Origin of the sequence: Solibacillus ferritrahens, assembly GCF_037027585.1 — a bacterium.
In the GTDB taxonomy this organism is placed as follows: Bacteria; Bacillota; Bacilli; order Bacillales_A; family Planococcaceae; genus Solibacillus; species Solibacillus ferritrahens.
The window spans coordinates 135,497-150,347 of the sequence record NZ_JAXCLE010000009.1; the positions used below are offsets into that span (position 1 = coordinate 135,497).

Sequence of the window (14,851 nt, forward strand, 5' to 3'; positions counted from 1 at the left end):
TTTTATGGGAGAGAGCATGTATGAAAGATGAAAAAGTTTCAATAAGTGCATATACAAAAAATAAGAGAAATCAAAAAAGAAATCAAAAAATAGTTAAAAGTATAGATATCGCAATAGTAGTGATAGCGTGCTTTTTTATTTTTTTTGTTTTCATAATAGGTGAGAATATGTTGTTGAAAGTTATATTAGGAAGTATTTTTGTGATTGTCATGTGTATTTATGGAGTTATTTTGTATGAAACAAGACCGGTAACATCTAGTAATACTAAAATTAGGAAGATTGTCCTCCTTAATAATCAAGGAGATGAAATAGATGAATGGATTATAGAAGATGAAACAGCTCTAATTATTGGAAAAAGCTCTCAAGATAATAACGTGGACATCGATTTAACTGGGACAGATTACGAATCATTAATTAGCCTCGAACACGCTGTTTTAAATTGCGTGTCAGGAAAATGGTACATCGAAGATATAGACGCTATAAACAGTGTAGGTATTAAAAAAGCAAATAAATTGATGAAAAATCAGTTAAGTGAAGGTAGTCCACATCCAATAAGCAGCGGAGACACAATATACATAGCAAATACTAGGATGTTAGTGAAATAGAGATAAAAGCGATAGCAAAGGGAGATAATAATATGAGTTTAATTAGATGCACAAATGGTCATATGTTTAGTTCAAGAAGACACCGAAATATTTGTCCTTATTGTAATGTCATAGTAGATGAACCTAAAATGGCCAGTCAATCTGTAGCTGTTGCTGAAGCTGATGATAAAACAATGCCGTATTTAGGGGAAATGGATGGAATTAATCCAGTAACAGGATGGTTAGTTTGTATTGAAGGACCACAATTAGGAAGAGATTATCGAATTCTATCGGAGAAGAATTTTATCGGCCGAGATGAGGATATGCATATTCGAATTATAGGGGATAATACAATTTCCAAACGCAATCATGCGGTAATTGTCTATGACCCTAAAAAGAGAAACTTCTATCTCCTTCCTGGAGACGCTTCAGGATTAGCTTACCTTAATAATGAGGCGGTATATACCCCTACGGAACTAGCTGCATATGATGTAATACAGTTAGGAAGCAGTATATTCCTATTTATCCCTTTATGTGGTGTTCATTTTGAATGGGAAAACAACCAAAATGGGGAATGATGAGAGGTGGAAGTATTGTCTTATATAATATTAATTCTTTTAATTCTCATTATAATCTCCCTATTGATGATTCGAAATATTCTCATAAATAAAGAGGAGAATAGACATATAGAGATAGGAAATGCTCAAACGATTGGAGCTAGAGAAGAACAAGATGATTATTTTGCAACTTGTGAAACAAAAAATGGGACAATGGCTGTTTTAGCAGACGGAATTAGTGGCTTGGCAAATGGTCGTATGGCAAGTACAGTGGCTGTCACTACATTTATAGAGGCCTTTACTGCACTAGGAAATTTAACAAATATACAGGAATTTTTTAAAGCTACAGCTGTAAAAAGTAATAAACAAATTGTTCAAAATTTAAATGGTTCGAATGGTGGAACAACATTAGTAGCAGTAATTATCGATGAAGAAGGTTATCTTCATTGGGGAGCTGTTGGAGATAGTATCATTACGATATTCCGAAAAGGAGAATTTCTTGCATTAAATGAAAAACATATTTTTGAAAATGTGTTAAAAGAGCGTTATATAGCAGGAGAAATTTCGCAAATAGAAATACAGGAAAATCCTTTAAAAAAGAGACTGATTAATTATTTAGGCTATGAAGGGTTTAAAAACTTTGATGTTGGTAAAAAACCTATTCAACTATTTACAGGAGATAAAATTTGTCTTTTTAGTGATGGAATTTATGATGCGTTAACAGAAGTAGAACTGGAAGCATTACTTTCTCAGAATGCTGCTCCCTATGATATTGCTAGTAACATTATTCATGTCATTGAAAAAAAACATTTGAAAAACCAAGATAATGCAACAATCGTTATACTCGAAAAAGTGTGATGAATAAATGGGCGTGTAATAAGGAGGTACATTGTGAGAAGGGAAAATAGTGATTTCAAAACTAGCTTTTTATCAGAAGCAGGCTCATTCATGCAAAATAGAGATTATTTTGCCTTTACAGAGTTGGACGACATGGTTTGTTGGGTAGCTGTAAAAGGATTAGATACTGATCAAGAAATGAAGAGTGCCCAACTTGCTGTAAAGACCGTGCTCGAGTCATTTATGGAAAAACCATCGCTATCAAGAAGTAGCGTAAAAAGATATTTGAAAAAAGCACATCAGCACCTACAAGCACAGAGTTTAAGAGTTCGATTAAAAGCCAGTATTGTTATTGTTGTTTCAGATTATTCAAAGTTAATCTATGCAGTGGCAGGTAATTCACGGTTCTATCATTTTCGCAACAGTACTCTTTTACATAGGAGTAATGATCAAAGTCTAGCACAAGAAATCATCAATGAAAAGAATCGTTCGTTTAAAATAAACATGCATGACGAAAAAAGTAATTTATTAAATTATTTAGGAAAACCGAATGATTTTAAGCCTTATATTTCTAAGAAAATGAAGTTAATGGATGGAGACGTGTTACTCCTTGCTACACCTGGATTTTGGGAGGATGTCAATGAAATCGAAATGGCAGATGCCTTAGAGCTAGCGAAAGATCCAATTCAATATACAGACATATTAGAAGAAGTACTATTAAGTAGGCAAAACAAAGTCATTAACAATTATACAGTTGCTTCAATATTTGTAAATAAAGTATATGTAGAGTCAAATAAGAAAAAATCGAAATATATCAAAATTATTGCTGCAGCGTTAATAGCCACATTAATTGTTGGTGGTAGTACGTTGTTTTATCAAGCGAAGCAAGCAAAGAAGTTAGCAGAGTTAGCTGTAGACATGAGAGACCATGATGAGACAGGAAATATTTATTTTGGGGACGCTAGCTTTGATGAGGCGTTGATGGAATACAGCAAGGGAAGAAATATAGCCAAACAGCTAAAGGATCCTGTACATAGAAATTTATTAGGTACAAAGCTGAGAGTAACACAGTTGATTATTAACGGTGATAAAGCAGCAGAAGCAGGGAAATTTTCTGAAGCAATGGAGCAATATGAAAAAGCAAGTCAAGAAGGAAAAATAGTTAAGAATTTTGGGAATGACGTAATTGATCAAAAAATAGCGAATATGGATTCCATCGTTCAAATTGTTGAAGCCACAAAGGATGGAGATAATCATTTTAATACAGAAGATTATTTTAAGGCGTTAGCTGCTTATGAAAAGGCTAGAAAAAGAGCAGTTGCAATCTCATTTAGCGGTGAATCACAAATAAAGACAAAAATAGATGAAACTGAAGAAAAAATAGCAGAATTGAAGAAGGCTCAAAAGGAATTGAAGGCTGAGTCCTTAGAAAAAAGTGGAGACAACAGCTATGCCAAGCAGGACTATGCAAATGCATTAAATTCATATGTATTAGCACAGGAAATTTATCAAGAGACAGAATTATTAGCAAAAGTATTAGGCCTCGAGCGAAAAATTATGAATGTAAATGAAAAATTAAATCCGGTGCTTCCGAATCCAGTAGCAGATGTGTCGTCAACCCTAGATCCACTTGATAATGAAGACATTTTTAGTGAAGACATTGAGAAGGGAGGGGAATAATGTGTTAAAGGAAATCATGTATGAGAGACTACGTAAAATTGATGATTTAGAACAGCGTCAATTATTAAAGAATATTATGAGCGGCGTTTTTGCCAATTTAATTGATTATCAAACGGAATGGAATAATCGACTTGAGGAACGTATCTTTAATGAGATTGATGATGCTGAAAATAAATATGATGTTTATGTCACGCTGAATACAAGAGATGACATTGATCCTATACACGACTATTTATTCCCTATGCTTCCATCTGACCTTGAAAATAAATCAATCGAGACAAAACAAATAATCGAATTGATTCAAAATAACGATAACGTAATCGTAAGTAATATATTTTTAGCATGTGATTCTACTCAGATTCAAAAAATAATCGAAACACCAAGGGAATTCAATGGGAAGTTTTTAACTTCAGATGGGCCAATGAATATAAAAGTTAGGCTTCAAAAAAATACAGTATATTTGCAAGAAATTGAAAAGCTATATATTACATACCAAGTAAATGGCATACCTTGGCGAACGATAAACCATCCGTATATTCACAAATGTTTCGATGTTGTTTTAACGGAGTGGCCTTTTTTATCAGAAGATTTAGAAATATATAAGGTTGAATGTGATTTAGAAGAGTATGAACAAATAAAGCATGTAAATATGGTGCCATTATGGAATATTGAGCGACATGAAGTGAAAAATAGTGGATTTCCCGTTCCTTCCATTGACAAAGTTAATTACGAACATACTGTTTCAATCAGGAAGTTGGGGACGCAACATGGCTATCTTATTGATTCGGATGAGCAAAGTGTACGCTACATTCAGCGAACGGAAGATGAATTGACAATTGTTTCACCACTGGATAAATCCGGGGTGTGGTCCTTATTAAAAATTACACAATTTAATTATGAGAAGCTTCCTAAGGGTGCCAAATATGAGGTGCTGTCAAATCAAAGAGTCAATAATTTCACCAATAAATTTGTTAGAAATTACAATGCCAATGTAAAAACAAAAGGTGAAATTATTCGACTAATAAATTCTTTTGAAGTAAGTCATAGGCTGGAGCTGATTGATATTGAAGTGAAGGAAATCCCACCGGATGATTGTGTCAGTTACCCTGTTAATACATTTTTAATAGAAGAGATGGAATCACAGCATAAGAAAATCTTACTGTTATCCTTTAAAAACAATGAGCAGGAAACGTTTATCTCAAACGATCTATTGAGTTTCCTTGTTTCAGAAGTGCAACGATATTTCTTCGAATATAGATGTATGGGGAAATGGCTATGAATTATATATGGGAATTGCTCATTAAGGCTGAAAAACAAGGGATACCAAAAAAAGAAATTCATTTTACGCAAGCTCAAAATTTTTCACCTTATATGGAATTAAGCGCTCCAATTATTAATACGCAATTAATAGAACACGAACATCCGATTGAAGCAAATTTATATTATCGATATTTTGAAATTTTTAAAGAGATATTTCATCCAGATTGCGAAATAAATGAAGAAATCAAAGAATATTTAGTGGATATTGTCATCCATTTTCTTGCAGAAATTGATCGGATGCAAGGAATGAATAAACGTGAATATTATATTCGATTTCTATCGAGAGAAATTTTAGGCAATGTATTTGGCAAACATATGAGTGACATTTTTTTTACGCTTTCAAAGGTGGAGCAGGAATTAATCCTTTTCAATATTTTACGATTGTACCGAACGGGAGAAACACTTTATTTACTGAAAGATACTCTAAAAAGACTTTTTAAAAATTGCACAATATATACAAAATCAGAGAAGGCAGACGAAGTTCTACTCTATATAGGCAAGGAAGAAAATATTATCGACCAGGGAAAGATACAGTTTGTTCAAACACTTTTTTTACCTATAGGTTTCAATTTGGAAGTATATTGGAAAAATCATTTCGGTATTATCGATGCCGAAGAGACAATGCAAATAGATCGGATAGCCTTGTATTAAAAGGTGAAAGGAGAGGTCGAGATGAGTAAATACTCTTATAAATTGTATACAAATAATCGTTTGACAGAAAAGAAATACATGACTTATACACATGTAGAATTATTGGAATTAACGACTTTTCAACTTCGGAACATATGCTACAAAGAAAAACTCGTTACTGGGTTAGTTAACAACTTAACAAGAGATGATTTAATACAAACAATTCTTAGATATCGTGGCACTGAGGAAAATTTATTAATAAAAGATAAAAAGGAAGGTGGATTTGAAAGAATAGAAGCAGCGTTACAAGCCTATTTACAAACACCACTTTCTGATAATGGCGAGATAAAAATTCCAGCGAAAATGACACTATATAGTGGATTGAAAATGGACGAGCGAGATCAATATTACGTAAAAACAGGCGGATTATTAGCAGAATCCAATGTCTTTCTAATAAATGAGCATTTTGAATTATGTGGTATTTTTAACATTTTAAAAAACCAAACATCCCCAAATCAGTTTTACTTAGCTACTGAGGAAGCAATAGGCATTCGTGAAACGAACAATAAAAATTATAGTTTTATTTTTTTGAGAAAACAAGATTCAGAGTATCTGTATAAATCCTACTATCAGGAGAACCCACTTCCACCGACTAATCTTCACTACTATAAAGTGCCTGTCCCTGACTTGGAAATTAAGCAATTAGAAACGACAAAGGCTATCCTTGCAATTGATTTTGGAACGACAAATACTACTGCTGGTGTCTATTTGGATCGTGATTATGTTTCGTCGCCATGTAGTCAAGATTTATTGAATCAAAGAATTCAATTAGACAGCATTAATTTTGTATCATTTCCAGATTCAATGCATCATGACGAATGGGTAGAAGTAGTCCCTACCGTATTAAGTGTAGCAGATTGCTCAAACCCAGATCGACCAAGCTATCATTTTGGATATGAATCATTAAAAGTAATGAAAAAAAACAGCTATACATCCCTTGCAACGAAATTTCAAGGAATAAAACGGTGGATTAATAATTATGCCAAATTAGAAGAAATAATGGATGCTAATGGAAATACGGCGCTCGTTCCCCGTAGCCAAATTTTAAGAGAATTTGTTCTATATGTGATCCGTATGGCAGAACATCAATTTAAATGTCGTTTTAAATATTTGCATATTTCAAGTCCAGTCAAGTTGAAAACTCAGTTTACAGAGATGTTTCAGTCCATTCTTCCAGAGTATCAAATCGAATCAGAATATGCTTTAGACGAAGGAATGGCAGTTCTTTATAATACAATTGCCAATCAAATAGAAAACAATAGCTTTATAGAAGGGAAAGAGTATAAAGCGCTTGTTATTGATTGTGGTGGTGGAACAACGGACTTATCTTCCTGCAGATTTCAAATAGAAGATGGGCATATTTCTTATAAAATTGACATTCATACAACGTATGAAAATGGAGATACGAATTTCGGCGGGAATAATATAACTTACCGGATTTTCCAATTTATGAAAATTGTCTTTGCGAATTATTATAGCCGTGGTAAAAATGCCTACGATATTGATACGTTGATCAACATACCAGGGAAAGATATTTATCGACATGTAGATGAATATGGTGTGGCCACAGTTTATGAACAATTTGAAAAAATCTTCTTAGAGGCAGAGCGTGTAATCCCGACAAGATTTAAGGAATATGAAAACCGAACACGAGATGAATACCTTCGTGTACGCAACAATTATTACTTCCTTTGGGAAATGGCTGAAGAAATGAAGAAAGAATTTTATAGAAGAACCGGCATCTTAAGAAGTCGATTTAATTCGGAAAGTGATGCACAGCAGGATAGCGACATAAATGTAACAGCTGTGGAGCGCTGGAGCCTATCGATTGTCGATAACAATCAGTTCCAGGATATTTATGATTATCCGAATGTCTTTTTTAATATTAAAGAGATTGACCACCTTATAAAGGGAGACATCTATAATATTGTTCGAGAATTTTTAGAACAGTTTTATGAAGAGGGCACGTTAAATGATTATTCCATTATCAAACTAACGGGGCAATCTTGTAAAATCGATGCCTTTCGAGAGGCTTTGAAAGAGTTTGTTCCAGGGAGAAGTATTGAGTTTCGACAAAAGGCCGAAACTATTGGGAAAGTACCAGAATTAAAATTAGCGTGTTTAAGAGGGGCAATTCGATACTTAAATGCGAGAAGAAACGGTGTCATTGAAATAAATATGACAAATCATGCACCTGTTATCCCTTATGCGGTAAGTGCTCTTACACATAACCGACAAAATAAAGTATTAATTAGCTATCAAGAACGTTTAAATCAAATCCATGGTTCGATTTCTCGTCCGTGGGGTGTGTCAGAAGTTGAATTCTTCTTATGGAGAAGTGATGATACACCGTCTCTGAAATTTATTTATTTTAATAATATAGAAAATTTTGTACCCGTTCTATATGAGCAAATTGAAAGCTATTATACAGCAGAAAAAATTCCGCAGGAAGAAACGGATTCTATTGCAAATGGTGAAATTAAGTTCTTTGTTTTTGCTGGAGAAAATCATTGGGGCTTCCACGTTGTACCGATAGCAAGACGAGATGAACAATTACTAATTGGTAATAAAGAATTCTTTGCTTTTGAAACGGATCTGTCGGAATTAGACTTTTTTGATGGACAAAAATAAAACTAAAAATTGGCAATGAAAGAAGAGAGGTGAATAGATAGTTGTTTATCCATCAGTATCCGCATTTTCAAAAGGGACGAGTTTTAAAAAGTAAAATGTTAGAAAACTTACGTGATTACCCTAGAGATTTAGCAGATTTACAGTTTCAAAACTACTCTGACGGCATTATTGCAGGTGTAGAAGTTACTGTAAGAGGAGAAAATCTTGTGATTTCAAAAGGAATCGTGAAGTATAACGGAAGACTTTATATGTTACATAGTGACTATGAGGTTGCTTACTTGCATTCAAAAAAGGAGAGTTTTTTAAAAATTCGTTTTGCAGAAGCGGAATCGGATTTAGATTTCACCAGCTCTACTGCAGAAATCATATTAGAGGATGCAGTTGAATGTGCACGAAACGAGATAGAATTAGCTCGCTTTAAATTAAAGCCAGGTGCTCGCCTGCGCTCTGAATTTACGGAGTTTTTTGATTTTGCTACAGAATTTAATACAATCAATCACCTTCATTGTCAGTATGCAGGAATTCAACATAGTACGTATCATCCAATGATTTTACGTCAATTTGCACGAGAACTCTTAAAAAGTAAACCATCAAATCCGTACGACATTGCTTTTACACTGGACTGTTTAAACCAAGAACGTGTGGAACGGGAGGCAATTGAATTTTATATTAGTAATCGTTTAGAGCTTGCAGATCATCGACTTTCTAATAGTCAAATTCATCGATATTTGTCTCGTATTTTAGTTGAAGTAAAAAATGGTGGTCGAAAAACAGGAATTGCGCCATTACGTCAAAGGATGATTGTTGATTAAGAAATGTAAAAGAAACGGAAGGTGAATGGGTTGAAATTTCTAGATGAAAAAATTATTGCACTTAGAAATGAAATGAGAGAGCAAGAAAAACATGAATTAGCCCAAAAGGAAGCGGCTTTACAACAAGAGCTAGAGCCACAACAGGAAAATCAGCAAACATCACAGCAAGTCGACCTTACTCAAGATTTTGTCAAAATAAATGAACTTAATATTCCTGTAATTAGTCAATCGGTATTAAAAGGAAATATGATTATTCGAATGCCGAAACTATTCTCAATTATGGCTAAGGAGTTAGCATCCTTAAAGTATCCGTCAGAAAGAAGACCAAATGTAATTTACACCGATGAGACATCGACGATTAATTTAGCGCTCAATTTGACGGATTATCCTTTGCGAGAATCAGAGGTGGTAGATTTCCAAGAAAATATGATCGAAGTACTTGAGCAGGCGCATCCTTCAGCGAAATGGTTGGATACAGGAATGATGGAAGTACAAGGAAAAACAATTGCCTTTATTGAAGTCATCACACCAGCTATTGATGGAGAAATTTTTAATTTAATGTTTTTTGCAGCATTAGATGGTCAAACGCTTATCGGAACCTTCAATTGTATGGAAGGGGATCTTGAGACTTGGCGCCCTATAGCAAAAGCAATGGTAGAGACATTGCAGTTTCCCTCAAATGATAAAAATGGGGTGAGAAAGGCATGAATGGAGTCGTAACAACTTATGGTAATTTACAAATCCAACCATTTAAGCTAGTGAGCATTCAAGATTTAATATTAACAAAGAAAGTAAACGAGCATGCAAGCCTTCGTTTTACCGGCATTGTACCTGAAGAAGTGAAAGATCAATATGTAGAAATGACAGAGGTTTACTCGAATATTGAATTAAATCAAATCGATCATTTAGGCGTACCGACTCCATTGTTTAAAGGAATTATTTTATCTGTGAAAGTAAGCGCGGTTCATGGTGTTTATTATTTGGAAGTAGAAGCAGCTTCAGGTACCTATTTACTCGATGTAAAAAAGAAAAAGAGTTCATATCAGGATAAAGATATGACGTATGATGCATTATTCAAACAAATAAGCCCCCTCTATCCAGGTCTCGATATTATCGATGAGGTAACAAAAGGTTCAAAATTAGACAAATTTACTCTTCAATACCAAGAGACCGACTGGCAATTTTTAAAACGGCTAGCGTCTCGTTTTAATGTAGGGCTTGTTTCTGCTGCGACATTTAACCAACCGAAGTTTCATTTTGGCGTTCCAAATGGCAAAGGAAAAGGAAAGCTTGAAGATTATCATTATACGGTAAGGAAAAAGTTAGCCGACTACCTGCTATATACGGAAAACGGAAATGAAGGTATGGCGGAAAGTGACTTTTTATATTATGAGGTAGAAACCGATCAAGTACTGGAAATTGGTGATTACGTATCATTTAATGAACAAACACTGTACGTCTATGAGGCTTCTACAGCTATGAAAGATGGGTTATTAAAACATCAATACATTCTGTCGTCAAAAAATGGCATGAATCAACGGGAGATTTTTAATCAGGATATATCAGGCGTATCTCTTGAAGGAAAAGTATTAGAAGTTGCGAAAGACCATGTGAAGGTCCATTTGACTATTGATGAAAAACAGGAAATCGCTAAAGCGCACTCATTTCTCTATTCAACGGTATATTCAGCAGAAGGGCATAGTGGCTGGTATAGCATGCCTGAAGTGAATGATTTTGTGCATATTTACTTCCCAACACATCGTGAAGAAGAAGGAATTGCTAGTGGCTCAATCCGTAAAAATCGGGACAGTAGTGCCACGAATAAATTGGATGATCCTTCTACGAAATATTACCGAACGGCATTTGGTAAAGAAATTAAACTGAGTCCAACTGAAATTGTTATTACTGCACAAGATGGTGATATTTTTATTCGTTTAAATGAAGACAGTGGAATTGAAGTTTTTAGCAAAAAAGCCATTCAATTTATTTCCGAAGCAGATATTTCTGTTAATGCGAGCAAAAAGATAAGTTTAACAGCTGAGGACGAAATCTCACTGAAATGTAAGGAAAGTAAAATCGTCATGGATGGGAATGTGCAAATTTTTGGTAAAGAAGTGAAAGCCAATTAAAGAGCAGCATCATAGTCCTCTTAATAAAGGGAAAAAAGGAGACATCTATGCAAACACAAGAAATTTTACAGCATTTTTATGAAAAAGAAGTAGAGAAAAGAAGGCAAAACCACTTACTGGCAATGGAAGTCTATTTTCAAGCTTCGAAGGATTCGCTCGCTGAGGATTTTAGAAAAGCCTTTCAACGTATTTGCCGACAGTTACAGCAACAACAAGTTGCTCAACAAAAGGGTCCCCTTGCACATATTACTTTTTCTTTACTACGCACAGCATTGCTAGAGAAGAAATATATTTATTTGGTGGAAGGAACTGATGAAGAGTGGTTCTTTGATATTCAACCGATTCTAACGGCCTATGATGCAACTTGGGCATTTCGCTTTTTCGAACAGTTCATAGATGAATTAACCACCTATAGTAAAACATTTGCAGGTGCAATTACCCAAGCTGATATTGAATCGATTAAGCTGCAAGAAGTAACTCATTTTCATCAATATGTTATTAGTTTGGCAAGGTATGCTCTCGCTGATATTATACAATGCTCAGAATACATGTCTTTAAGTCGTGAGCCGCAGCTTGAGATTCGTATTGGCGAATATTTAGATGTGAATGAGGTTGTTTATAATGAAGATTTTACAGTTAGAGATAGAGACGAAATAAAAGCTTGGCTAGAGCAAAATTTAGACGACGAGTATCCATATGAAGTATTTAACAATCTAAATTTATCTTCAGGTAATTATGAAGGAATTGATATTCGATATGCATTCTTTTTAAAAACTAATTTAATACAAAGTCAGCTACGGGATAGTTTGTTAATCGGTGCAAACTTTAGCGAAAGTAAATTAATAGATGCTGATTTAAGTTTTAGTACAATTCATGAGGCGAATTTTAGTCATAGTCAAATGCAAGGAGTGAATCTACAGCAAGTACAGGGAGCAATTGGACTTCTAAATCAAGAAGGTTGGGAAATGCCAGGCTACTTACCTGTTCTTTTTACAGGAGCCAATTTAGAAGGGGCAAATTTTGAATTAGCGGATTTACGAGGCGCATGTTTTATCGGTGCGAATGTAAAGTATGCAAATTTCACAGGTGCGAATTTGGAAAAGGCCATGTTCTCCAAGGAGGCACAGGAGCATGTATCATTCGATCCCATACAGGCAACCAGTATCATTTGGAAAGAATGAGTGACGGAAAAAGGAGAAATAACAATGAATTATTTTATATTATCCCAAGATGAACGTATTTTAAATGCTGTAGAGCCAGTTGGAATCACTCAAACAATAAAGAAAGAATGGCTAACGGTTGAAAAAATGGGTGAGCTTGATGCAATTGATAGTCAATTTCCGATATTAGACAAAACTGAACAGGACTATATCGATTTTATTAGTAGACCGATCGCTTTGTTAGCAGATCCATTGAAACAACTTGTCGAGAAATATAATCCGCAAATGCCTTTTAAACCGTTAGTTCTTGTAGATATTCCTAAAATAAAGCAAACATTATATTGGATGGTCATACCGCCAAAAGTAGCATGTCTTTCACCTAAAACAGAGTATCATCTTGATGGAACGGTAAAAAAGCTTGTCATTGATGAGGCGTTGGCTGCTCCCTATACTTTTTTTAAGATTGATGGAATAAAAGAAGATTTTATTCTAGTCAATATTGAATTAGCAGAAAGTATGTTACGTCGATCATTCCGAGGCTTACGCTTAGTGAAAGTACAAACTGAGGGAAGATGGAATGATATCTTCATAAATTTATAGACGATTTGTAAATTATGGTATGTGTAGCGGGTTGTACATTTTTTGAAGAAAGGATGTTTTCGATGTCAGAGGAAATGCAAACAAAAGGTGATGAGCAACGAAGTTATGTAGTAGCAGGTGCCAAATTGTCATGTTCAAAGGGTGATCAATCGAGCACTTTGAAGATGCCAATTAGTCATGGTGTGTTCACAAAAAACAAAGCCCAAATGAATACAATGGATTTTAAACCTCAAGTCAATATTCAGCCTTTCGGTTTATGTTCGTCTTTAGCGAACCCAACAGTTGCAGCAGCTACAGCGGCTAATAATGGTATTCTGACGCCCCAACCTTGTACACCTGTAGTTACGATGCCGTGGATTAATGGGAAAACGGATCAATTGATTGAAAATTATCCTGCATTGACAAATCAATCGACAAATATGTGTCTTTATAGCGGAACCATTAGAGTAGAAGACGATGGGCAAGAGTAATTCAAAATCATCCTCCTTTAGAAAGGAAGGGAAGGCATGTGAACACGTATAATGAAGTAATTGGATATGGCAATTTAGAGCTCGTATCCCCTTATGAGGTACAAACGTTGCATGATCTCTGTCTAATACAAACGGTAAATGACCATGCAAAATTATCGATAATAGGATTCATCCCGGAAGCAAAGAAGGCAAGCAGTTTGCAAAATGCCAGTACAACAGATCGGATCGAGTTGTATCAGAAAAAAGAAGGACGTCGTGTACAAGCTCTTTTTAAAGGCTATGTAACAGAAGTTGCTGTGCAGATGGTAAGGGGCGTCTATCAAATTAAGATCGAGGCAGTATCTGCTACGTTTCAATTAGATTGTAAGCGGCGTGAAAGATCTTTCCAACATGCCCAAATGCTCTATAGTGAAATGATGCAACAAGTTCTTGCAGAATATCCTGGTGCAGATGTGATTGACACCGTGTCAAAAGCTACTCCTCTGAATCAATTTATATTACAATATAAGGAGACGGATTGGCAATTTCTTCAACGAATGGCATCGCATTTTCGTACCGTCCTTATACCAGCAATTGATGCGGAACAACCGAAGTTTTGGTTTGGTCTACCTGAAGGACGAGTGGATTCTATTTCTGCAACCAATTACACTTTATCTAAAAATCGTGTACAATTTTTGCAAATTGTCCAAAATGACTCGGATCGCCCCATTGCTGAATCCAATTTGATTACGTATAGCATTGAGTCTTACCAACCGTTGCAGCTAGGTGCTCGTGTGTTGTTTCAAAAGAAGGAACTTATTGTTGCGCGGTCGATCGCTCGTATGAAACAGGGTGTCCTAATCTTTGACTATGAGCTACTTCCAGAAACGGGTGTTCGTCAAGAGCGAAGAACAAATCCGTTACTTACAGGAACATCCATTGAAGGAACTGTATTAGCTATTCAGAAAGATCGTGTCCAACTGCATTTATCGATTGATTCCGTACAAAAAAAGGAAGAGGCGGTCTGGTTTTCCCTTGCGACACCGTATAGTGCAGAGGGGCATAGTGGCTTTTATAGCCCACCTGAGGAAGGGGATAAAGTACACCTTCTTATTCCGACGAACCAAGAAATGACAGCATTTGTTCGGCAAAGTGTACGGCAAGGGGGAGACACCAACCCTAAAATAGCCGATCCGAAAACGTCTTACTGGGGAACAACGAAGGGGAAGCATGTAAAACTTGATCCTCAATCCGTCACTATGACAGCTACTGAGGGCACTGTTTTTCTTCAACTTCATCAGGAAAGTGGCATCACGATACATAGTAAGCATTCGATCGTTGTGACAGCGAATGAGGACGTAACCTTTGCAGCAAAAAACATGGCATTCAGCGCAACCGAGTC

At 35.3% G+C, this 14,851-nt stretch carries 14 protein-coding genes; all 14 read left to right on the forward strand.

Annotation, left to right across the window (positions count from 1 at the left end):
* Positions 1–20: 20 nt before the first annotated feature.
* Positions 21–605 carry an FHA domain-containing protein gene (locus SNE38_RS10915; RefSeq protein WP_191702607.1) on the forward strand — a complete coding sequence of 195 codons (585 nt, stop codon included), beginning with the start codon at positions 21–23 and terminating at the stop codon, positions 603–605.
* 32 nt (positions 606–637) lie between these two features.
* Complete coding sequence (locus SNE38_RS10920) at positions 638–1,162, forward strand: FHA domain-containing protein (protein ID WP_191702608.1); 525 nt, start codon at positions 638–640, stop codon at positions 1,160–1,162.
* Positions 1,163–1,228: 66 nt separating this feature from the next.
* Positions 1,229–1,999 (forward strand): PP2C family protein-serine/threonine phosphatase, encoded by a 771-nt coding sequence (locus tag SNE38_RS10925; RefSeq protein ID WP_191702639.1) that lies wholly within the window; start codon positions 1,229–1,231, stop codon positions 1,997–1,999.
* A 33-nt stretch (positions 2,000–2,032) separates the two neighbouring features.
* Positions 2,033–3,658, forward strand: coding sequence for a PP2C family protein-serine/threonine phosphatase (locus tag SNE38_RS10930; RefSeq protein ID WP_336046484.1), 1,626 nt, complete (start codon positions 2,033–2,035; stop codon positions 3,656–3,658).
* 1 nt (position 3,659) lies between these two features.
* The gene (locus tag SNE38_RS10935; RefSeq protein WP_336046485.1) at positions 3,660–4,937 is read left to right on the forward strand and encodes a normocyte-binding protein; all 1,278 of its coding nucleotides are present in this window, start codon (positions 3,660–3,662) and stop codon (positions 4,935–4,937) included.
* Entirely contained in the window at positions 4,928–5,629 is a 702-nt protein-coding gene (locus SNE38_RS10940) for an iron-dependent peroxidase (protein WP_336046486.1), read from the forward strand. Before SNE38_RS10935 ends, SNE38_RS10940 begins: the two co-directional genes overlap by 10 nt.
* A gap of 21 nt (positions 5,630–5,650) precedes the next feature.
* Positions 5,651–8,299 carry an acetate and sugar kinases/Hsc70/actin family protein gene (locus SNE38_RS10945; protein WP_191702611.1) on the forward strand — a complete coding sequence of 883 codons (2,649 nt, stop codon included), beginning with the start codon at positions 5,651–5,653 and terminating at the stop codon, positions 8,297–8,299.
* 95 nt (positions 8,300–8,394) lie between these two features.
* The gene (locus tag SNE38_RS10950) at positions 8,395–9,111 is read left to right on the forward strand and encodes a DNA and RNA helicase (protein ID WP_336046487.1); all 717 of its coding nucleotides are present in this window, start codon (positions 8,395–8,397) and stop codon (positions 9,109–9,111) included.
* A 21-nt stretch (positions 9,112–9,132) separates the two neighbouring features.
* Positions 9,133–9,819: a hypothetical protein gene (locus SNE38_RS10955; protein WP_191702613.1), complete on the forward strand. Its 687-nt coding sequence runs from the start codon at positions 9,133–9,135 to the stop codon at positions 9,817–9,819.
* Complete coding sequence (locus SNE38_RS10960) at positions 9,816–11,240, forward strand: hypothetical protein (RefSeq protein WP_336046488.1); 1,425 nt, start codon at positions 9,816–9,818, stop codon at positions 11,238–11,240. The genes SNE38_RS10955 and SNE38_RS10960 overlap by 4 nt, the downstream gene beginning before the upstream one ends.
* 47 nt (positions 11,241–11,287) lie before the next feature.
* A complete protein-coding gene (locus SNE38_RS10965) occupies positions 11,288–12,421 on the forward strand; it encodes a pentapeptide repeat-containing protein (RefSeq protein ID WP_336046489.1) in 1,134 nt (377 codons plus the stop codon).
* A 24-nt stretch (positions 12,422–12,445) separates the two neighbouring features.
* The gene (locus SNE38_RS10970; protein WP_336046490.1) at positions 12,446–13,000 is read left to right on the forward strand and encodes a serine protease; all 555 of its coding nucleotides are present in this window, start codon (positions 12,446–12,448) and stop codon (positions 12,998–13,000) included.
* A gap of 62 nt (positions 13,001–13,062) precedes the next feature.
* Entirely contained in the window at positions 13,063–13,470 is a 408-nt protein-coding gene (locus tag SNE38_RS10975; RefSeq protein ID WP_191702617.1) for a DUF4280 domain-containing protein, read from the forward strand.
* A gap of 38 nt (positions 13,471–13,508) precedes the next feature.
* On the forward strand, positions 13,509–14,851 hold a 1,343-nt coding region (locus SNE38_RS10980; RefSeq protein WP_336046491.1), incomplete at its 3' end, for a contractile injection system protein, VgrG/Pvc8 family.